The 20,526-nt window shown below is 68.6% G+C and carries 17 protein-coding genes; 7 read left to right on the forward strand and 10 right to left on the reverse strand.

The window, feature by feature from the left end; genetic code table 11:
• Positions 1-84 precede the first annotated feature (84 nt).
• Positions 85-1,629, reverse strand: coding sequence for an AMP-binding protein (locus tag LBW94_RS26105; protein WP_225054543.1), 1,545 nt, complete (start codon positions 1,627-1,629; stop codon positions 85-87).
• Positions 1,630-1,876: 247 nt separating this feature from the next.
• Here LBW94_RS26105 and LBW94_RS26110 point away from each other — a divergent pair, with 247 nt between their 5' ends.
• The 3 genes from LBW94_RS26110 to LBW94_RS26120 all read left to right on the forward strand — a co-directional run bounded on the left by LBW94_RS26110 (position 1,877) and on the right by LBW94_RS26120 (position 6,093).
• Positions 1,877-3,106, forward strand: coding sequence for a TetR/AcrR family transcriptional regulator (locus tag LBW94_RS26110; protein ID WP_225054545.1), 1,230 nt, complete (start codon positions 1,877-1,879; stop codon positions 3,104-3,106).
• A 31-nt stretch (positions 3,107-3,137) separates the two neighbouring features.
• Complete coding sequence (locus LBW94_RS26115; RefSeq protein WP_225054547.1) at positions 3,138-4,385, forward strand: TetR/AcrR family transcriptional regulator; 1,248 nt, start codon at positions 3,138-3,140, stop codon at positions 4,383-4,385.
• 478 nt (positions 4,386-4,863) lie between these two features.
• Complete coding sequence (locus LBW94_RS26120; RefSeq protein WP_225054548.1) at positions 4,864-6,093, forward strand: cytochrome P450; 1,230 nt, start codon at positions 4,864-4,866, stop codon at positions 6,091-6,093.
• A 243-nt stretch (positions 6,094-6,336) separates the two neighbouring features.
• Here the strand turns inward: LBW94_RS26120 and LBW94_RS26125 are convergent, their stop codons facing one another.
• From LBW94_RS26125 to LBW94_RS26140, 4 genes are all read right to left on the reverse strand, one after another.
• Positions 6,337-6,840: a hypothetical protein gene (locus LBW94_RS26125; RefSeq protein ID WP_225054550.1), complete on the reverse strand. Its 504-nt coding sequence runs from the start codon at positions 6,838-6,840 to the stop codon at positions 6,337-6,339.
• Positions 6,841-7,235: 395 nt separating this feature from the next.
• Entirely contained in the window at positions 7,236-8,732 is a 1,497-nt protein-coding gene (locus LBW94_RS26130) for a sulfatase-like hydrolase/transferase (protein ID WP_225054551.1), read from the reverse strand.
• Positions 8,733-8,809: 77 nt separating this feature from the next.
• Positions 8,810-9,436: a TetR/AcrR family transcriptional regulator gene (locus LBW94_RS26135; RefSeq protein ID WP_225054552.1), complete on the reverse strand. Its 627-nt coding sequence runs from the start codon at positions 9,434-9,436 to the stop codon at positions 8,810-8,812.
• Between the two features lie 371 nt (positions 9,437-9,807).
• Positions 9,808-10,155, reverse strand: coding sequence for an STAS domain-containing protein (locus LBW94_RS26140; RefSeq protein WP_225054553.1), 348 nt, complete (start codon positions 10,153-10,155; stop codon positions 9,808-9,810).
• A gap of 202 nt (positions 10,156-10,357) precedes the next feature.
• Here LBW94_RS26140 and LBW94_RS26145 point away from each other — a divergent pair, with 202 nt between their 5' ends.
• On the forward strand, positions 10,358-11,305 hold the full coding sequence (locus tag LBW94_RS26145; protein WP_225054554.1) for a sensor histidine kinase: 948 nt from the start codon (positions 10,358-10,360) through the stop codon (positions 11,303-11,305).
• Positions 11,306-11,797: 492 nt separating this feature from the next.
• On the opposite strand, the gene LBW94_RS26150 is transcribed toward LBW94_RS26145, so the two are convergent.
• Both LBW94_RS26150 and LBW94_RS26155 read right to left on the reverse strand, forming a co-directional pair.
• Positions 11,798-12,778 carry an aldo/keto reductase gene (locus LBW94_RS26150; RefSeq protein WP_225054555.1) on the reverse strand — a complete coding sequence of 327 codons (981 nt, stop codon included), beginning with the start codon at positions 12,776-12,778 and terminating at the stop codon, positions 11,798-11,800.
• A 19-nt stretch (positions 12,779-12,797) separates the two neighbouring features.
• Positions 12,798-13,814 carry a zinc-dependent alcohol dehydrogenase family protein gene (locus LBW94_RS26155; protein WP_225054556.1) on the reverse strand — a complete coding sequence of 339 codons (1,017 nt, stop codon included), beginning with the start codon at positions 13,812-13,814 and terminating at the stop codon, positions 12,798-12,800.
• Positions 13,815-14,063: 249 nt separating this feature from the next.
• Here LBW94_RS26155 and LBW94_RS26160 point away from each other — a divergent pair, with 249 nt between their 5' ends.
• The gene (locus tag LBW94_RS26160) at positions 14,064-15,131 is read left to right on the forward strand and encodes a serine hydrolase domain-containing protein (protein WP_225054557.1); all 1,068 of its coding nucleotides are present in this window, start codon (positions 14,064-14,066) and stop codon (positions 15,129-15,131) included.
• A gap of 109 nt (positions 15,132-15,240) precedes the next feature.
• Here the strand turns inward: LBW94_RS26160 and LBW94_RS26165 are convergent, their stop codons facing one another.
• Positions 15,241-15,702, reverse strand: coding sequence for a hypothetical protein (locus tag LBW94_RS26165; protein ID WP_225054558.1), 462 nt, complete (start codon positions 15,700-15,702; stop codon positions 15,241-15,243).
• Positions 15,703-15,999: 297 nt separating this feature from the next.
• Here LBW94_RS26165 and LBW94_RS26170 point away from each other — a divergent pair, with 297 nt between their 5' ends.
• A complete protein-coding gene (locus tag LBW94_RS26170) occupies positions 16,000-16,629 on the forward strand; it encodes an acyl-homoserine-lactone synthase (protein ID WP_225054560.1) in 630 nt (209 codons plus the stop codon).
• 17 nt (positions 16,630-16,646) lie between these two features.
• Here the strand turns inward: LBW94_RS26170 and LBW94_RS26175 are convergent, their stop codons facing one another.
• The gene (locus LBW94_RS26175; RefSeq protein ID WP_225054562.1) at positions 16,647-17,807 is read right to left on the reverse strand and encodes an AI-2E family transporter; all 1,161 of its coding nucleotides are present in this window, start codon (positions 17,805-17,807) and stop codon (positions 16,647-16,649) included.
• Entirely contained in the window at positions 17,804-19,792 is a 1,989-nt protein-coding gene (gene ftsH, locus LBW94_RS26180; protein WP_225054564.1) for an ATP-dependent zinc metalloprotease FtsH, read from the reverse strand. The genes LBW94_RS26175 and ftsH overlap by 4 nt, the downstream gene beginning before the upstream one ends.
• Before the next feature lie 294 nt (positions 19,793-20,086).
• On the opposite strand from ftsH, the gene LBW94_RS26185 reads away from it, so the two are divergent.
• Positions 20,087-20,512: an Hsp20/alpha crystallin family protein gene (locus LBW94_RS26185; protein ID WP_225054566.1), complete on the forward strand. Its 426-nt coding sequence runs from the start codon at positions 20,087-20,089 to the stop codon at positions 20,510-20,512.
• Positions 20,513-20,526: the final 14 nt, after the last annotated feature.

The raw sequence follows: 20,526 nt of genomic DNA on the forward strand, positions 1-20,526 counted from the left end.
CCGACCGCGATCAGATATCGCGATCGGATATGCCGACGGCGTGCCCCGCGCTGCGGGGCACGCCGTCCTGCCGTGCCGGATCGCTCAGGCGGGCTGGTTCTTCCAGTACCGCTCCTGGAGTTGCCGCTTGTACAGCTTGCCGGTGGGCAGACGGGGCATCTCGTCGATGAAGTCGATCGAGCGTGGGCATTTGAAGCGGGCCAGGTGGGCTCGGCAGAATTCGCGGAGGCGCTGGGCCAGTTCGGGAGTGCCGCCGGCCGGATCCAGCGGCTGGACAACGGCTTTCACGGCCTCGCCGAAATCCTCGTCGGGGATGCCGAAGACGGCGGCGTCGAGCACCTCGGGGTGGGTGACGAGCAGGTTCTCGATCTCCTGGGGGTAGATGTTGACGCCACCGGAGATGATGACGAACGCTTGGCGGTCGGTGAGGAAGAGGAAGCCGTCCTCGTCCAGGTAGCCGATGTCGCCGATCTTCGACATGGTGCCGCTGGGGTCGCGGGCCTCGGCCGTCTTCCCCGGGTCGTTCAGGTACTCGAACGAGCTGTTGCCGCCGCGGAACCAGATGGTGCCGGGTTCGTTGGGGGGCAGGGGATTACCCTCCTCGTCGAGGATGACCACCTCGCCGAAGAACGCCTTGCCGACCGTGCCGGGGTGGGCCAGCCACTCCTGCGGGGTGCAGCCACAGGTGCCGTTCGCCTCGGTGCCGCCGTAGTACTCGTAGATGATCGGGCCCCACCAGTCCAGCATCTCCTGTTTGACCTGGCGGGGGCACGGCGCGGCGCCGTGCACCACGGCCTCCAGGGAGGAGTGGCCGAACTTCGCCCGGATCTCTTGTGGCAGTTTGAGAATGCGCGAGAACATGGTGGGGACGACCATCGTGTGGGTGACCCGGAACTCCTCGAGCAGCGCGAGGAAGGTCTCCGCGTCGAACCGCTCCATCACGATGTGGGTCGCGCCCAGGCGCAGGCCGATCGAGATGCTGGACTGCGGGCCGGAGTGGTAGAGCGGCGCGGGCGACAGGAAGACCATGTCCTCACGCATGTGGAAGAGGTTCTTGCCCATCTCCTCGATGCCGAGCTGGGTGTCCGGCGAGACGTCGGGCAGTTGGCGCTTGACCGCCTTGGGGCGCCCGGTGGTGCCGGAGGAGTAGAACATCGGGGTGCCCAGCCGCTCGTCGGCGCCGGGGGTGACCGGGTAGTGCGCGGTGACCGTGGCGAAATCGCGGAACGGGGCCGGCGGGTGCGGGTCGTCCACCATCAGCCACCGCTGGACATCCGGGCACAACTCGGGCAGCAGCAACCCGACATCGGCCTTCTCGGCGCTGGTCACAACCAGTTTCGCGCCGCAGTCGCGGACGATGTAGGCCGCCTCCTCCGCGGACAGGAAGGAGTTGACCGGCGTGTAGTAGAGCCCGGCGCGTTCGGCCGCGGCCATGGTGACGATCAGCTCGAGATGGTTCTCCATGAACAGGGCGATGGGGTCGGTGCGCCGCAGTCCGAGATCACGGAAATACGCGGCCACCTGGTTGGCTCGCTCGTCGAGTTGCCGATAGGTCAGCGTCTCGCGGGTGGCCGCCATGATGATCGCGGGGCGATCGGGATGGGTGTGCACGTGACGTCCGGGATACAAGTCACGCCTCCTCTCGGGACTGACAACGTCGGCCCGGGCGCACACTTGTCTGTGACCCGAGTCTCTATGGTGAATGTTAACTTCGCTCAAAAGTAAGGTCAATAGCGCCCTCTTGTGGCTTTTCTTCACAGAAAGTTAGTGACGACTTTTTCTCGAACATGAGGCGGTGGCGGGCCCGGGGGTTCGGGCCGGCCGAGGTCCGGCAGCGAATTGCGCCCGCGCCGGGCCGCCGGGCCATCATGTGGAGGTGACAGTCCCACCGGCGAGGTCGGTTCCCGAGCACGGCCCTTCCCGCGCGCCCGCCCGTGGTTCGCAGCGCGGCGCTCAGATCATGCGAGCGGCGGCGAACCTGTTCCAGAGCGCCGGTTACCAGAACGTCAGCATCGAGGAGATCGGCGCCGCGGTCGGGCTCACCGGCCCCGCGGTCTACCGGCACTTCAAGGGCAAGCACGACATCCTCGTCCAGGCTCTGATGGGGCAGGTCGACGTGGTCGAGGAGATCGCCCGCCGCGCGGCGCAGGACGGCGGCGATCCCGGGCAGCGCATGGGCACTTATCTGGCCGAGCTCGTCGAACTGGGCGTCCACCGCGACGAGGCGATGCTGTGGCGGCGGGAACGGCGGCATCTCGAGGCCGCCGAGCAGGAGGCGTTCCGCAAGCAGTTCGGCACGGTCCTCATGTACACCGAGACCGCGCTGGCAGCGGTGCGGCCGGAGCTGAATCCGGGGCAGCTCGAACTGTTGTCGCTGGCACTGCTGTCGCTGTTCGGCTACACCCGGGACATCCGCGCCGGGCTCGACGATGCCCGGCTGGCCGCGCTCCAGGATGCCATGGGGTGGGCGATCGTCCGGTGTGCGCTGCCGGCCGGGCAGCAGGAGGGCGGCGCCGCGCCGATCGTGGAGCGCCGGCCCGCGGGCCGCCGCGAGCGCGTCATCGCCGCCGCGGCCGAGCTGTTCGACGCTCGGGGGTTCTACGACGTGCGGGTCGACGACATCGCTCGGGCCGCCGGTATTTCGGTGACGACGCTCTACCAGCCTTTCCCCACCAAGACGCAGATCCTGCATGCGATTCTGGAGCGCGGGCTGGAGGGTCTGATGTACGTGACCGCCGAGGCGCTCGTGCCGGCGTCGACGCCGGACGAGGTGCTCGACGTCCTGATCCGCAGCTACGCCGAACAGGTCCTGGGCCTGCACGGCCGCACGATGCGCATCCTCGCCACCGATGCCCACTATCTGTCCGCCGACGTGCAGCGGGCGCTGTCCGACTTGCAGGACGAGTACATCGCCGAATGGATCGCGGCGATCCGCGCGCTGCGCCCGGATCTCGGGCAGATCGACGCGCGCGCGGCGGCCCTGAGCGTGGTCGGCGTGATCACCGACCTGTCGCAGACCGCGCGCATCCGGTCGCGACCCGGCATCCACGGCGAATTGCGGGCACTGGTCCGGGCGATCTTGCTGCCCGGCCACGCTGCGCACTGACCGCCGGTACCGGAATGCGAAACTGTCTCCCATGAGCGAGCCCGCGGACTCCGAGATCTCGGAACCGAAGAAGGCCCGTGCCGCGGTCGGCGCGGGTTCCGCTCGGCGCGGGCGCCGGGCCGAGCAGATCGCGCGGGCCGCCGGTTACCTCTTCCAGACCCAGGGTTACCAGAACGTCAGCATCGATCAGATCGGCGCCGCCGTCGGCCTCACCGGTCCGGCCGTGTACCGGCATTTCAAGGGCAAGCACGACATCCTGGTGAGCGCGTTGATGCGCCAGGTCCGGGTCGTCGAGGAGCTCGGCGAGCGGATGGACACCGCGGAGACGGCCGCCCGGCCCCGGCTCGACCTGTACCTCGCCGGCCTCGGCGACCTGACGGCCAATCAGGACGAGGCGACCTTGTGGCGGCGCGAGCAACGCCACCTCGAGCCCACCCAACAGCAGTGGTTCCGCCACCACTACACGACGGTGCACGACAGGATCGCCGGATACATCGCGAACGCCCGGCCCGAGATCTCCGCGTATCAGGCCCGGCTGCTCGGATACGCCGTGCTCACAATGTATTCGAACACCGGCGACATTCGCGGCGGTCTCGCCGCGCCTCGGCTGCTGGAGATCCAGACCGCCGTCGCCACGGCGATGGTCGACTGCGATCTCCCGGAGCCGGCCGCCGATGCGCGGTCCGCGCCGCAGCTCATCCACCACCGCCCGGCCGGGCGCCGCGAGCGCATCCTCGCCGCCGCGGTCGGCTTGTTCGAGGAGCGCGGCTTCTACGACGTGCGCATCGACGACATCGCAAGCGCCGCAGAGATTTCGGTGGCGACGCTCTATCAGCACGTGACCGGCAAGGCCGAAGTGCTCCGGGCCATCCTGGACCGCGGGGCCGAAGGGCTGCTCTACGTGACCGCGGATGCGCTGGCCCACACCACGACACCGCAGCAGACGCTCGACGCACTCATCCGCAGCTACACCCGGCAGGCCCTCGGCATCCACGGCCCCATCATGAGAATCCTTGCCGCGGACCTGATCTACCTGGACACCGCGGAGCAGTCCGCGCTGCGCGACACCCAGCGCGACTATGTCGCCGAATGGGTCCAGGCGATCCTCGCGTTGTCCGGCACATCGACCGCCGAGGATGCCCGCGCGCTGGCGCATGCCGCGATCGGCGTGCTCACCGACATCTCCCAGCATCCCGAATTGCGTGCGCGCCCGGGGATATTCGAGGAACTCGCGGTCCTCGGCCGCGCCATCACGCAACCGCCACTGCTGCGACGCTGAGGCACCCGGGTCCGCGACGACGGACCGGCCGAGTACCACCCGCGCGCAATGCCACGGTCGTGAGCCGTCCACGGTGCCACCTGCGCAAGGCCGCTGGGAGCATCACCCCTCATGATTAATAGTCGACATTAACAATTGGAGTCGATCGAGTCGGCGGACAACCATCGGACCGAACCCTGGTCCGAGACCGGATCCCTCCCAGGGACCCGCGACCGCATCATCAAATGTCATGTATTGCAGCGTATTTGGTGACTCACACCATCCTCTTCACTGTCTCGCACCGCACCCGCGGCCACCCCGGAACAAACTCCGGCATTGACGGATCTGGACAGCCATGCCACGATATCGACGTTAACAATATGTCTCAGGTCACACCCGGACGGGGACGTGCCGCGGCCAGCCAGTCCTACGCCGGAAGCGCGACCGTCACCGCCGTCCGGCCGATCCCGCACGCCTGCACTCCATCGAAGGAGCAGCCATGACACCGCAGCGAACGACCGAGATCGTCGGCGAACCGCACGACACCGCGACGCCGGACGGCGGCCCGGCGTTCCCCTTCCCCCGCTCCCACCCCTTCGCACCGGCCGACACCTACCGGGAGTGCACCGGTGGCGACCTCACCCGGGTCACGTTCAAGGGCACGCCCGGCTGGCTCGTCACGGATTACCGCAGCATCCGCGCCGGGCTCGCCGATCCGCGAATGAGCGTGCGTGGCATCGACGATTCCACCCGCGGCGACGACGGCGACCAGGCCGTTCCGGGCTTCTTCGTCGCCATGGATCCCCCGGAGCACGACGACCTGCGCCGAATCCTCGCGCGCGAGTTCACTCCCCGGCGGATGGCCGCGATGCGCCCGGCCATCCAGCGGATCGCCGACGAACTGATCGACACGATGCTGACCGCCACCGAACCGGTCGACCTCGTCGACGCGCTGGCCCTGCCGCTGCCGTCGCTGGTCATCTGCGAACTGCTCGGCGTTCCCTACGACAAACACGATTTCTTCCAGGAACGCACCCGCACCGTGCTGGCGGCGGGGAAGACCCCGGAGGAGATCGGCGCGGCGATCGGCGAGGTCATGATGTACCTGGCCGAACTGGTGAGCAGCAAAATCGACGATCCGGGCGACGACCTGATCAGCCTGCTCGCCCAGCATGTCCGGTCCGGCGCGGTGACACCGGTGGACGTCGCGGGAATGTCGACACTGCTGCTGATGGCCGGACACGAGACGACCGGAAACATGATCGGACTGGGCCTGCTGACGCTGCTGGAACATCCCGACCAGCTCGCGATGCTGCGCGCGGACCCCGGGCTCATGCCGCAGGCCGTCGAAGAACTGCTGCGGTACCTCGACATCATCGGCAATCTGCCCCGGACCGCCACGGCGGACATGGAGATCAACGGCCGGCACATCGCCGCGGGCGACCTGCTGCTGTTCGCCACCGAGGCGGGCAATCGGGACGCGACCGTGTTCAGCGCCCCGGACGAATTCGACATCCGGCGAAATGCCGACCGGCACTTGACCTTCGGGCACGGGTTGCACGTCTGCCTGGGCGCACCGCTGGCCCGGCTGGAACTACAGGTCGTGTACTCCGCACTGCTGGAACGGATTCCGACCCTGCGGCTGGCCGTGCCCGCCGCCGACATCCGCATCAGGTCCGATACGAAAATCCTCGGCACCCATGAACTTCCGGTCACCTGGGACCGATAGCCCGGCCACCACCGGGCCCGCGCGGGACGAAACGTGGTCTGCCGTCGGCGCACCCGGACAGCAGACCACGTTCGGCCGGTTCCCGGAGGCCGTCCGGGCCGATGCGACCGCCGTATTCGGTGGTACCCCGTACCCCGGCCCGGGCGAACCCGATCGAACCGCACAGCGCATTCCCCGGACATGACGACGGCCGACGGGCCACGCCGACTCGGCATCGAGTGGCGCGGCCCGGATGTGAGCGGATCAGCGGCGCAGGAACGGGTGACCGGGGAGGCCCGGCAGGCCCCAGCCCAGTCCCGGCAGCAGGCCCAGGCCGGGCGCACCCAGGCCCGGCGCGCCCGGGTCGGCGGAACCGGTGCGGGGCACGAACACCCCGGGCCCCGGCACACCGATACCCGGGCCCGGATCGAGAATGGGCTTCGCACTGGGGAACACCCCGGGCCCCGGTGCGCCGATACCCGGCCCGGGATCGGTCGGACGATGCTCCACCACCCCCGGGCCGGGCACCCCGATGCCCGGCCCCGGATCGCACCCGGGCAGGCCCACGTCGGGTGTGCACGGACCACCCGGGCCGGGATCGCGCGGTACGACGACGCCCGGCCCGTCGACCCCGATACCCGGGCCGGGATCAATGGCCGATGCGGCGCCCGCCGCCACCGTGAGCGGCAGGGCCGCCAGGGCGCCGGCGGCGGCGACGCGCAGCGCGAGTCCCCGGACGGAATTGCGATGTGTTCGGCTGGTGCTCATAATGATTTCCTCTCCTCGGAGGTCCCCCGCAGAACAGTTTTTCGCCGGCCACGACATTCTGTCGCCGACCTTTCGAAGGACCGACTTCGACAATAAATACACAGACCCGCCACTACAACGCTCGCGCCCGCACTCTCACCGAAAGCTAATTTCCTCAACAAACGTTCACCCCGCTTGGGACACACCGGTCCCTACGATCGCGTCAGAGGAACAAGAGAATTTCACGAGAAATCTTCCGGGCAGCCGCTCGGACCCGAGATACGACTTCACCGCGCCAGTGGTGCGACCGGCGTCAGGGTTGATATCCGAACAAACTTGCCGGTCAACAACATTCGAACGCGGAAATTCCGGTGCGGTGACAGAGCCGTACCGGATCACAATATTCGAGAGTCACGTCAGCCGGTCGCATCCAATTGCCGGGCGGCGAGTTCGTCGACCAGGGAATTGAAATGGCCTATCAATGCGGCGGAGCCGGGCTGCCGGGCGAGATCGTTCAGTTCGTACGGGTCGTTCCGGCGATCGTAGAGTTCGTATACCCGGTCCGAATCCGGTCCGCCGAGGTGTTCGGCGGTGGAATAGCGGGCGAAACTGTATTGATCGGTGATCGCTCCGCGCAGGCAGTATTCGACGCCGGGCAGGCCGCCGCTGGATTTGGCGTCCGAGGTCACCAGAATCGCGTCCCGGGCCGTGGCGGTACCGGAGGGAGTGAGCAGTGGGGTGAGATCGATGCCGTGGGTGCGAGTGAGCCCGGTGGCGTCGATTCCGGCCAGCGCCGCGAGGGTGGGAACCAGATCGATGTGGGAGGTCGGGGTGTCGACGGTGCTGCCGTGCCCGGCAGGCCGATCCGGATCGCTGATCACCAGCGGCACATTGAGGTTCTCCCGGTAGATCATCGCGCCCTTCTGGCGCAGGCCGTGCGCCCCGCCCATTTCGCCGTGGTCGGCGAGCTGGGCGACCACGGTGTCGGTGCGGCGCCCGGAATCGTCGAGCGCCGTGAGCACGCGGGCCATCAGGTCGTCGGTGTTGCGCAGCAGTTCCAGGTACCAGTTACCCCATTGCCGCCATTGGGTTTTCGCCTCCGCCGAGGCGAGGTCGGTGGGCATCGGCCCGCCCACGGCCTGGTTCTCGACGCGCCACAGCGATTGCACCCGCGGTTTGCCCGACAGATCGGATTCGAAGTTGACCGGCACCTCCGCGCCGTGGTCGGGCACGTCCGCCAGGCGGTAGAAGCGCGGGCAGAACATCATGTCGTGGGGATTGACGAAACTGACCACGCACAGCCAGGGCTGCCGATCGTCGCGGTGCCGGTCGAGCCAGGCGACGGCGCGATCGGCCACGCCGGGATCGTTGTGCAGGCCCTCGTCCGGCGAACCCCCGCCCAGAATGTCGATCGCCTCGTCGAAGCCGTACGCGGACAACGCGTCCGGGGTGGTTCCCACCGGATCGCTGAGATGCCACTTCCCGATGTACGCGGTGTGATAGCCGGCCTGCCTCAGCAGGGTACCGAGGGTGGGAACGGCGGTGTCCAGGCTGGGACTGCCGAGGCCGCCGGTCAGCTGGGGCGAGGTGTACTCGCTGTTGCCGACGTTGTCGATCACGCCGGTCACCGGCGCGTGCAGTCCGGTGAAGATGGTGGACCGGGCCGGTGAGCAGGGCGCGGTGGGTGTGTGGTGGGCACCGAAGAAGACTCCGCGCTCGGCCAGTGCCGAGCGGGCGGGCAGGGCGAATCCCGCGGGCAGGACCACATGTGCGCGTTCCTGGTCGGTCATCAGGATCAGGATGTTGCGCCGCGGCGTATCCGCCGCCGCCGGCCCGGCCGACAGCAGTGGCACCGTCGCCACGGCCGCCAGCATCGCGAGCAGCTGCCGCCGATTCGGATCGGTGATGGCCATCGTCGTCCCGCCTTCCTGCAACAGGACTGAATGATTCCTCAAATCATTCAATACAGCAACCCCGTGTGGCGGAGGGCTCAGCGTCGCAGTGCGGCCTGCAACAGCGCGCGGACCGGACCGGCGCGCTCGGCGGAACCCACACCACCCGCCTGGGTTGCGGTGAGCAGCAGCGCCAGCAGGATCGCCTCCATCGCAATCGCCATCTGCTCCCGGTCGATGTCCATGCGCACCCGGCCCTGCTGCTGACCCTTGCGCAGCGCGACCACGAAGGCCACCCGCAGGCGTAACGGGATCTCACCGGCGGCCAATCGGGGCACCAGTTCCGGCTCCTCACCGCGCAACACCCGCAGCACCAGCGGATGGCGCGGCAGGTTGGTGATGATCTTCGGCATGAACAGATCCCAGAGGTCGGACTCGGCGATCTCGGCGTCGGCGCCGACCACCGCATCACACAGCAGACCGGCCTCCCGGTCGTAGGCGGCGACGAACAGTTCGTCCTTCCCGGCGAAGTGGAAGTAGACCGCCGGCGGGGTCAGCGACAACTCCCGCGCGACCGCCGCGACCGAGGTCCGGCGGTAGCCGTGCTCGGCGAAATGCCGGCCGGCCACCTCGAGGATCCGCTCCCGTGTCGTCGAACCGGCGTCACCACCGGCCGGCGGGTCGGCCTCCCGGGCCGAGGCGGCGGCGTCGCGGGCATCGGTCATGGGCTCATCGTGCCACGTGCCGGGCACCCGACCGGGCCACTAGCGTGCGCCAATACTTAATGATTTCTAATATTATTCAGTCGCACTTCGGCGTAGGTAAACTCGACCTCGTCACCGAACCTCGCCTGCGCTGTCGGCGCGGCCGACCGCCACGACGACGCGATCGCAGTCACCGAGCGGACCGTCGCCGTTTGGTTGGCTTTTCCACGCGTGGAACACGGCATGCGGGACGAGGTCGCCGGGGCGCGGTCGTGAGCCTGACCGCCGTGGAAACCCGAGATGTCATGCCGACGGACGAGGGGGTAAACCATTGCGCCACGACCGAAAGTGGCGACCGGAAAATCATCTGCTAATCGTGCGAACGCCTTTTGTCACGGCTGCGAACGCAATGCTTCGTCGAGGGATTCGAAAAGCGCCAGGGACTTGTCCAGACCGGTCACCTCGATGGGCCGGCGCACCTGGAACGAGGCCACCACGCGCAGCGGGCCGGCGCCGGTGCGCTGTGCGGCGGCCAGTAGCACGCTCAGACCCGCCGACCCCATGAAGACCACCCGGGACAGATCGACGATCGCGGCGCCGTCGTCCTGCGCCTGCTCGAGTTCGGCCTGTAGCTGCGGCGCCGAGGTGACATCGATCTCGCCCTCCGCGGCCACCACGACGGTATCCCCGGACCGGCTCCGCGACACCGTCAGCAGCCGCGCGACCTCGTCATCCGCCACGACCTGTTCCTCCATGCGATCATTGCGCCGCTCGGTCGCCGGTGGCGCCGTTTGCTCGAGCACCGACCGGACGCCGATCAGGTGTCACCCTAGCCGACCGCCGACCGCGCGGGTGTGCCCGCGGGCATCCCGTTAGACTGTCGGCAGGTTACATCCTGCGGCATTTCCGGCCCGCCGCGCGTGCTCCCGAGGTGTCCCAGCCATGATCGACCCGACCCGCAGCGCATCCGTGGCCGATCCGTTTCACCACCCGGCCTTCCTGTACCGGAATCGGGACGAATATCTGGCGGGCACGGTGGGTTTCGTCCGGCAGGGCCTGGCCGCGGGCGAACCGGTGGCCGTAGCGGTTCCGACGGCGAATCTGACACTGCTGCGCGCGGCCCTCGGCGCCGATGCCGCCGCGGTCCGGCTGCTCGACATGACCGTGGCGGGCCGCAATCCGGGCCGGATCATCCCCGGGGTGCTGCGCGCCTTCGCCGACGAACACCCCGCCACCCGGGTGCGCATCATCGGCGAACCCGTGTGGGCCGCGCGCTCGGCGCTGGAATATCCGGCGTGCATCCAGCACGAGGCGCTGATCAACGCGGCCTTCGCCGACCGCGACGTGACCATCCTCTGCCCCTACGACATCACGGCGCTGCCGGCGCAGGCCATCGCCGACGCGTGGGCCACCCATCCGCACATGATCGACGCCGGCGGCGAGACCGTCAGCGATGCCTACGATCCCGGCCGGATCGTGGAGTCCGGCAATCGGCGGCTGCCCGAACCACCGGCGACGGCCGTGCGGCTCGCCTTCGACGGTGACTCCTTGCCGCAGGCCCGGCGCGCGGCCACGGATTTCGCCCGCCGCCACGGGATGAGCGAGGAACGCGTCGCCGATGTGGAACTGCTGGTCGGCGAGGCGACGACGAATTCGGTCGTCCATGCCGGTGGCGGCGGCACACTCGCGCTGTGGTGCGTCGATGCCCAACTCCGCTGCCAGATCCGGGACCGCGGGTACATCGCCGATCCGCTGATCGGACGCCTGCCCGCCTCGCTGCTCACCCCCGGCGGACGCGGACTGCTGCTGATCAACCAGATCGCCGACCTGGTACGCATCCATACCCGCCCGGCGGGAACGACTTTGCACCTGCATCTGGCCCTGGCCTGATCCGCGGCCGAAATCAGGTGGCCGGCCATTACTCCCGAATGGCGCGCATTCCGACCGGCAAGTCGGACCCGGTGACGGCATTCGCCCGAATTTCGATAATGTCCAGTTCGATTTCCGCCCCTCCGAATGGAGAGTACAGCAATTTGTCAGTAAATATGGAGATTTTCAGCGCGCCGTGACTCGGAAAGGCGTTTCATGGAATTACAGCGACAGCTTGGCATCGAGGTCGCTGCGAACCCCACGACAGAGATGAAAGGGGGTGAAGACAATGATCATCACGTTCCTCACTACGCTGCTGGCGACACTGCTCGGCCTGATCGGGCTGTGAGCACGCGGGGCCGAGGAACTACGTGAGCCCGGCCGACGGCCCGTCAGCAGGCCATCGGCCGGATGGAGACCCTCCCTGAGCCATCCCGAGAGTCGCCGCTCACGGTAGACCCGGCCGGCCGCCCGCCACGGCGATCCCGTGGCGGGCGGTCCCGAATACCGTTGTCAGAGTTCGATCATCCGCATCTGCGCCGCGGTGTGGTGGTCGCCGGCGGGCGGCGTGAGACCGTCCAGCCGGGCGAGCTGATCGGCGGTGAGGGTGAGGCCGTCCGCGCCGATGTTCTCCTCCAGCCGCGACACCCGCTTGGTGCCGGGGATCGGGACGATGTCGTCACCGCGGCTGAGCAGCCACGCGAGCGCGACCTGGGCCGGGGTCGCCCCGGCGTCCGCGGCGATCTGCCGGACCTCGTCGGCCAGCGCCAGATTCGCGTCGAAATTCTCGCCGGCGAAACGGGGATTGGATCGGCGGGTGTCGTCCGCGGCCAGACTGTCCACCGATCGAATTGCGCCGGTGAGGAATCCGCGCCCCAACGGGGAATAGGCGACGAATCCGATACCGAGCTCCCGCAGCAACGGCAGCCGCTCGGGCTCGGAATCCCGCGTCCACAGCGAATATTCGGACTGCACCGCGGTGATCGGGTGCACGGCGTGGGCGCGGCGGATGGTCCGCACCCCCGCCTCCGACAGTCCGATGTACCGGATCTTGCCCGCGGCAACGAGTTCCGCGAGGGCGCCGATGGTGTCCTCGATGGGAGTCGCGGGGTCGACGCGGTGCTGATAGTAGAGGTCGATGTAGTCGGTGCCGAGGCGGCGCAGCGATCCGTCGACGGCGACCCGGAGGCTGTCCGGGCTGCTGTCGAGAGTCCCCGGGGCCCGGCCGGTGTGCGAGATCATCCCGAATTTGGTGGCGAGGACGACCTGGTCACGACGGCCCCGCAGGGCCTGCCCGACCAGTTCCTCGTTGACGTAGGGGCCGTAGACCTCGGCGGTATCGACGAACGTGACGCCGAGATCCAGCGCGCGATGGATGGTGCGCACGGATTCGGCATCGTCGCGGCCGGCGCTGCCGTAGGCGAACGACATTCCCATGGTGCCCAGCCCGATGCGGGAAACATCCAGTCGGCCACCGAGTTTCACATAGTGCATGGCAGATCCTCTCTCGGGTTCAGGGAAGCAGCAGGGTTTTGATCGCGCGGCGCTCGTCCATGGCCCGGTAACCCTCGGCGACCTCGCCGAGCGGCAGGGTCAGATCGAACACCTTCCCGGGTTCGATCCGACCGTCGAGCACGCGATCGATCAGATCGGGCAGGAACCGGCGTACCGGCGCCGGGCCGCCGCGCAGTGCGACGTGGTGGTAGAACAGGTCCCGGACCTGGAGCTCCGCCCCGTGCGGGACGCCGACGAAGCCGACGGTGCCGCCCGCGCGGGTGGCCTGCTGGGCCTGGACCAGAGCCTCACCGGTGCCGACGCATTCGAGGACGGCATCGGCGCCGACGCCGTCGGTGAGATCCCGGATCCGGGCGACGCCCTCGGCACCGCGCTCGGTGACGATGTCGGTGGCCCCGAAATCGAGCGCCAGCTTCTGGCGCGATTCGTGCCGGCTCATGGCGATGATGCGGGCGGCGCCGAGTTGTTGCGCGGCCAGCACCGCGCACAGCCCGACCGCGCCGTCACCCACCACGACCACGGTGGAGCCGGGCCGCACCTCGGCGGCCACGGCGGCGAACCAGCCGGTGCCCATCACATCGGACAGCGCGAGCAGACTAGGGACCAGCGCGTGATCGGGATGTTCGGGCAGGGCGACGAGCGTGCCGTCGGCCTGCGGGAGGCGGAACGCCTCGGCCTGGCAGGTGCTCATGAAACCGCCGTGCGTGCAGACGGATTGGTAACCGTGGCGGCAGTTCGGGCAGGTGTTGTCGGAGTACGCGAAGCCGCCGACGACGAACTGCCCGGGGGTCACCGTGGTGACGGCGGCCCCCACCTCCTCGACGACGCCGACGTATTCGTGACCGAGCGGCCGGGCCCCGGTGAATTCGTTGATACCCCGGTAGTTCCACAGGTCCGACCCGCAGACGCAGGTCGCCACGGTGCGAACGATCGCATCGGTGGGCTCCTCGATGCGGGGGTTGGGCCGCTGCTCGAAACGGATGTCGCCGGGAGCGTGCAGAACGGTGCCTCGCATGACGTGTCCTTTCTCTGCGATCCAAGGGTGGATCGGTGCGATCCACACGATCCGACGGCCACAGTAAACGTCCGCGGAGCCGGGAAGGAGGGTCTGGCAGTCCCCGTAACGGGTGTCACCCGCTGCCCGCGTCCGGTTGGCTCTCGAAGCCCGGCCCCCGCCACCCGCCCCGGGACTACGAAATTCGATGGCGCCGCCACGGTCGAAATTCGATGGCGCCGCCACGGTGCCCGGAGCTACTTTGCCGCCATGGCGGAGTTACAGGGGCATGCCGACGCGCGGTTCGGGGCGGTGGCCGAGGCGCTGTCGGCCGTACTGGACGCCCGCGACGTCGGCGCCTCGGCGGCGGTGTACGTCGACGGTGAACCCGTGGTCGATCTGTGGGGCGGGTGGACCGATGCCGCGCGGACCGTCGCGTGGCAGCAGGACACGATCGTGAACGTCTGGTCCACGACCAAGACCATGGTGGCGTTGTGCGCGCTGATCCTGGCCGACCGCGGACAGCTCGATCTGGAGGCGCCGGTCGCGCGCTACTGGCCCGAGTTCGCGGCCGCCGGCAAGGACCGGGTGCTGGTCCGGCACCTGCTGGGCCATACCGCCGGGCTGCCCGAGTGGGACATTCCGGTCACCGCCGCGGATCTGTACCACTGGCCGGAGCTGACCGCGCGGCTCGCGGCCCAGGCGCCGCGCTGGGAGCCCGGCAGTTCCGGCGGATACCACTCGCTCACCTACGGATATCTGGTGGGTGAGGTGGTCGCGCGGGTCAGCGGCCGCAGTCTCGGCGCCTTCTTCGCGGAGGAGGTGGCCGGGCCGCTGAGCGCCGATTTCCACATCGGGCTCGCGGCCGAGCACGATCATCGAGTCGCGCCGCTGCTCGCCGCGCCGGACGGGGACAAGCCCGAGGGGTTCGCCGTCGGCGTCTCCGACGCCAACACCCCGGCCTGGCGCCGCGCCGAGATACCCGCGGTGAACGGGCACGGCAATGCCCGCTCGGTCGCCGCCGTGCAATCGGTACTGGTCAGTGACGGCATCGGCCCGGGTGGGGTCCGGCTGCTCTCCCCCGCCGGATGCGAACGCGTTCTCGAAGAACAGTTTCGGGGCGTCGATGAGGTACTCGGCCAGCCGGCCCGCTGGGGTCTGGGTTACCGGATCGAAGGACGCACCTGTTTCTGGGGCGGCTGGGGCGGTTCGCTGGTGTTCAACGATTTCGATCGCCGGATGACGGTGGCGTTCGTGATGAATCAGGTGCTGTGGGAGGACGACTACGCCCGCGCCCTCGGCATCCTGATGGCGGCCTATCAGGGGTTCCGCGAATGACGGCGGGTCCGGTGGTCAGTGGTTACCGATCATGTGCCGCAACCAGTTCAGCACCTTCGCTCGCTCGCGCCGCCGGAGCAGTTTCCTGAGATTGCTCTCCGCGGCCGGGTTACCGGCGGCGGCACCGAGTTTTCTTCGGCAGTATCCCGAGCCGAGCCATCCCGCGGGAGTTCCCGGCCTCGGCGACGGCGGCGATACCAGCCGACCACCGCCGTCCGCTCACCGCGCTGCTCCAGCAGATCGCCCAGATTGAACATGGCAGAGCGAACGAGGTCTCGTTGCGGGAGGAGGAGGACGCGATGGTGTACGTGCCGCGCACATCGGTCTGCCCGGCTACCGGACTGGACAGGTCGCTCATCGCTTCGAAGGCGCGTCCGGCGAAACAGCGGTCCAGGATCAGGATCCGGGCCCGCGCACGACTGTCGAGGATCTCCTCGCGCAGCGCCTCGAACGGTACGGTGGTCCACCGGATGCGATCGGGATCGCTGATGGTCAGGGCCAGAGGCAGGCGGCCCCGGGCTGCCGCGGGGATCGGCGCCGGCTGCTGACAGCCGGCGACGCCGATCAGCACGGCCGGGAATCGCCCGGCTCCATCCGTGGTGTCATCGTCCCGCGTCCGGAATGCGGTCGGACCGAATCGTCAACTGGCCGTTCCCCTCTGACATGAGTGACATTTTTGCCGCACGCAGCGGCCCCCAGGTTTCTCCCCGATCGGATTTTCACCGGATCACCACGCGCAATCCCCGGAAATCGGTTTGCCCGATGACGGATTGCCTTGCCCGGCGCGAGATGACCTTTCCCACATGAACTTCGCGCTCGCCGTCTACGTATCCAGTGCGTGCGAGAAGACCGGCCGGACAGTGCGCTCGTGACTTCCACCAGTGCGCAACGTATTTCACCGACAGTCACCCTGACCACCGAATTCGGATCCGGGCTCCGGATCGCCGCCGGGCCGCCCGGGGCCGCGGGCATGACCGAGGATCTGCTCGATGCCCAGTACCGGCTGCGTCACGAGGTGTTCGCCCGGCGGCTGCGCTGGCGGGTCACCTCCTACATGGGCCGGGAGCGTGACGACTTCGATGATCTCCCACCGCATTACGTCCTCGCGACCGACGAGCGCGGGTCGCTGCTGGGCTGCTGCCGACTGCTGCCGACGACGGGGCCGCACATGCTCCGCGACACCTTCGCGCACGCGCTGGCCGGTCGCACCGCACCGCGCGGACCCGGGGTGTGGGAGATCTCCCGGTTCGCCATCGCTCCCGGGCAGCCGTTCGCCGGGTCCTCGCTGGGCCCGATCGCCACCGAGTTGCTCACTGCCACACTGAGTTACGCCGCCGACCAGGAGGTCGGCACCCTGCTGGCGTTCTCCCATCTGGATATCGAGCGCAAAGCGGCGCGCACCGGATTCCCGATCGTCCGGCTCGCGCCCGCGATCACCATCGAATCCAAACTCTGTACGGCCTATACGATCACCGCGCGCACCACGGACGGGCCATAACCGTATCCGAAGCGGGATCACGCGTCGTCGAGTGCGGGAAATAGCAGTTCCGAGATCAGGAGTTGCAGCGCCGCGGCGACCGGAATCGCCACCAGCGCCCCGACCACACCGAGCAGCGCGGCGCCGACGAGCACCGCCACCACGGTCACGCTGCCGGGTATCTGCACTGCCCGGCCGATGATCCTGGGCGTCAGCAGATAGTCCTCGGTCAGCCGGAACACGAAGTAGAACACCAGTGTGGCGACGGCGACCGGAGTCGACACGGCCAATGCCACCAGGGCCACCACGATCCCGCCGACGGTGGAGCCGTAGGGGAACAGGTCCACGATCGCGACGAACGCCCCGAGCAACAGGGGGTACGGCACGTGCAGGACCAGACACCAGACGAAAGTCGCGGCCCCGGCGATGAGCGAGGTCAGCACATTGCCGAAGACGTAATCGCCGACCTTGGCGATGATCTCGTCGCCGATGAGAATCGCGCGCGGACGACGGGAATCCGGGACGAACCGGTACATCGTCGTCTGGATTCGTGGCAGGTCGGCCAGGAAATAGATCGTCAGCACGCCCATGATCACGATGTTGGACACCACCCCGAACACCGTCTCGCCGGCCCGCAAGACCGTGCCGACCGCCGGCGCGCGGGCACCGTCGATCGCATCGCTGATCCGTTGCAGCACATGGAAACGGTCGTTGAGCCGGCCGAGCAGGGTGGAATGATTGCGGGCCTGTTCGAGCAGATGCGGCGCCTGGGCGGCGAACTGGTGGGTCTGCTGTACCAACGGGGTGATCGCCGCCGCGACCACCCCGGCCAGCACACCGAAGACCGCCACCACCACCAGGCTCACCGCCAGCCACCGCGGTACTCGTCGCTTCGTCAGTCCCGCCACCGCAGGTTCCAGACCCAATGCGAAGAACAGTGCCGCACCGACGAGTACGAGAACCGAGGAGGCCGCACCCAGCAACCGCACCGCACCGTAGGTGACGGCCACCCCCGCCGACGCCGCCAGCCCGATCTGGAACGGCGACCGCCGATCGAATCGCCGGCCCCGCTCGCCGAACGGCGGATGGTCCGAGCGCTGTTGCGCGGCACTGTGTTCCGCGGCAGCAATCAACTCCTCACCGGGACCGGAGGATCGGGCGATGCGGCCTCTCCGGTCCGTGGGGAAATCGGCTGTCATGCTCGCCCCGGCACGGTTTCCCCGGCTCGGCCGTCGCGCGCGAGGTCGGGACCACGCCGCGGCGCGACCGTGGCGCCCGGGGCGCGATCGTCGGGGACGGCCCTGCCCAGCAAACCGTAGACGGCCGCACCATCGACGGTTTCCGTATCCAGCAGCAGGTCCACCAGCCGCTGGAGCGTGTCGCGGTGTGATCGGACCAGCTCGATCGCTCGGCGCTCGGCCGCGCGCAACAATCGGGACACCTCGGTGTCGATGACCGCCTGCGTGTCTTCGGCGAACGGGCGACTGGACAGCTCCGTGGAGCTCCCGCCGAGGAATACCGAGCCGCCCTGCGGGTAGCCGACCGGGCCGAGCGCGGCGGACAGACCGAATTCGCGAACCATCTTGATCGCCAATTCCGTGGCCTGAGCCAGGTCGTTGGCAGCCCCGGTGGATCCGTGACCGAAGACCACCAGTTCCGCCGCCCGGCCGCCGAGTCGGACGGTGAGGGTGTCCGTGAGATAGTCCTCGCCGTAGAGATGGCGTTCGACCAGCGGCAACTGTTCGGTCGTGCCGAGCGTCTGCCCAGCCGGCAGAATGGTCACCTTGGCGACGGGATCGGCGTGCGCGGACAGTGCCGCGACCAGCGCGTGCCCGCTCTCGTGCACGGCCACCGCGTATTTCTCCTCGGGCAGCAGAACATTGGATCCTTCCCGGCGGCCGAGCAGGATCCGGTCGCGGGCGGCCTCGAAGTCCGCCGCCCGGACCACCTCCCGGTTGTCGCGGACCGCGCAGATCGCGGCCTCGTTGGCGAGGTTCGCCAGATCCGCCCCGGAGAAACCCGGGGTGCCACGGGCCACGACCTGCATGTCGACGTCGGGGGCGAGGTGTTTGCCACGGCAGTGGACCGCCAGGATCGCCGCCCGTTCGGCCAGCGTCGGCAACGGAATGGTGACCTGGCGGTCGAACCGGCCGGGCCGCAGCAGCGCGGGATCCAGCACCTCGGGCCGGTTGGTGGCGGCCAGCACCACGATGCCCGAGGCCGGATCGAATCCGTCCATCTCCGCGAGCAACTGGTTCAGCGTCTGTTCGCGTTCGTCGTTGGCCACCATCGCTCCCGCGCCACCGCGCCGGGATCCGATCGCGTCGACCTCGTCGACGAATACGATCGCGGGGGCCCGTTTGCGGGCCTCGGCGAACAGATCACGTACCCGCGCCGCGCCGACGCCGACGAACATCTCCACGAAGCTCGAGCCCGCCACCGACAGGAACGGGACGTCGGCCTCTCCGGCCACAGCCCGCGCGAACAATGTCTTACCGGTTCCCGGCGGCCCGATCATCAACACCCCGCGCGGGGCGACCGCGCCCGCGCGGCGGTACCGTTCCGGCGCGCGCAAGAAATCGACGACCTCGCTGATCTCGGCCTTCGCACCCGCATAACCCGCCACATCGTCGAAGGTGGTTGCCGGGCGCTCGGTGTCGAACACCTTCGCCCTCGATTTGCCCACCCCGCCCAGCGCACCCCCGACCTGGCCCACGGCGCTCTTCCCTGCCCGCTGCAACCACCAGAAGACCAGCACGACCGGGCCCAGGATCAGCACCCACGCCAACACCTGTGACCAGACCGCGGTGCCGCCCTCGGGCGCCGCGGCGGTGATGGTCACACCCGCCTTCTCCAACCGGTCCAGCAACGGAGCACCGGCCTGGGGCGGAACCGTGGTCGTGAACCGGTGCCCGTCGGCCTCGGTGCCGGATGCCTTTCCGGACGACTCGATCGTGACGGTCTTGATCAGGTGCGAGTCGACATCGGAGAGGAATTCGCTGTAGCTCAGGTCCCGCGCGTTCGGCGTGGTTGTCCGCAATCCGGGCAGCCATGCGGTGAGCGCCAGCACCGCGACCACGATCGCGATCGGGATCAGCCAGACCCACCACGGCGCGCGATGCGGCGGGAGCTGCGGGGCCGGCGGCCGATCGCCGGTCGGTGGTGCGCCCGCCTGCCTGCTCATCGGCGCTCCCGCGGGGATCCGCCCGCTGGTGTCGTGCCTGATTCCCGCATGTGGCCCTCCCTGGAACAACCCGGCAACTGTCCGGTTCGTCCATCATCGGCAGGCCGCGGCCGACAGAACAGGGTCGTTGGACTGTCCGATATATGCCGATCGACCGCGCGCGCAGCCCGATGAGGGACCTCTGTCACCGCGGCGGGGACGGAAGTCCACCCGGGCGCCCACCTCGTGCCCTGGTTCGCCGCCGCCGGTGGCGGTGCAATTGAGAGGTACGACTATTCCCACGAGGAGGAGATCATGAGTCTGTTTCCTGTCCACCGTGAGTCGACACTGCCCGATATCGGCGATCTCTGGAGTGCCCTCACCTCCGGCCACTTCCCGCCGACCACCCGGGGCGCACATCTGCTGCGCGTGGAAGATGCGGTCGAGGACGGCCACTATGTGGTGCGCGCGGAGATCCCGGGTATCGATCCGGCCGAGGATGTGGACGTGTCGGTCCGGGAGCATCAGTTGACGATCAAGGCCGAACGTACCGAACAGCACGAGGACAAGGGCCGGTCCGAATTCAGCTACGGCTCGTTCTACCGCGCGGTGACACTGCCGCCCGGCGCGGACGAGGAAGCCGTGGAGGCCAGTTACGCCAAGGGCATCCTCACTGTCAGCGTTCCGCTGCACGAGCCCGCCGAGCAGATCAGAAAAGTCGAAGTGAAGAACGCGGAATGACTCGGCGGACCGGA

It is taken from the genome of Nocardia sp. alder85J, from assembly GCF_020176955.2.
GTDB lineage: Bacteria > Actinomycetota > Actinomycetes > Mycobacteriales > Mycobacteriaceae > Nocardia.

Bases quoted from the DNA above. Each gene is read 5' to 3' on its own strand.
- LBW94_RS26175 (WP_225054562.1), bottom strand. From the start codon at position 17,807: ATGACAGCCGATTTCCCCACGGACCGGAGAGGCCGCATCGCCCGATCC.
- ftsH (WP_225054564.1), bottom strand. From the start codon at position 19,792: ATGAGCAGGCAGGCGGGCGCACCACCGACCGGCGATCGGCCGCCGGCC.
- LBW94_RS26185 (WP_225054566.1), top strand. From the start codon at position 20,087: ATGAGTCTGTTTCCTGTCCACCGTGAGTCGACACTGCCCGATATCGGC.
- LBW94_RS26155 (WP_225054556.1), bottom strand. From the start codon at position 13,814: ATGCGAGGCACCGTTCTGCACGCTCCCGGCGACATCCGTTTCGAGCAG.
- LBW94_RS26125 (WP_225054550.1), bottom strand. From the start codon at position 6,840: ATGAGCACCAGCCGAACACATCGCAATTCCGTCCGGGGACTCGCGCTG.
- LBW94_RS26115 (WP_225054547.1), top strand. From the start codon at position 3,138: ATGAGCGAGCCCGCGGACTCCGAGATCTCGGAACCGAAGAAGGCCCGT.
- LBW94_RS26130 (WP_225054551.1), bottom strand. From the start codon at position 8,732: ATGGCCATCACCGATCCGAATCGGCGGCAGCTGCTCGCGATGCTGGCG.
- LBW94_RS26135 (WP_225054552.1), bottom strand. From the start codon at position 9,436: ATGACCGATGCCCGCGACGCCGCCGCCTCGGCCCGGGAGGCCGACCCG.
- LBW94_RS26120 (WP_225054548.1), top strand. From the start codon at position 4,864: ATGACACCGCAGCGAACGACCGAGATCGTCGGCGAACCGCACGACACC.
- LBW94_RS26160 (WP_225054557.1), top strand. From the start codon at position 14,064: ATGGCGGAGTTACAGGGGCATGCCGACGCGCGGTTCGGGGCGGTGGCC.
- LBW94_RS26150 (WP_225054555.1), bottom strand. From the start codon at position 12,778: ATGCACTATGTGAAACTCGGTGGCCGACTGGATGTTTCCCGCATCGGG.
- LBW94_RS26145 (WP_225054554.1), top strand. From the start codon at position 10,358: ATGATCGACCCGACCCGCAGCGCATCCGTGGCCGATCCGTTTCACCAC.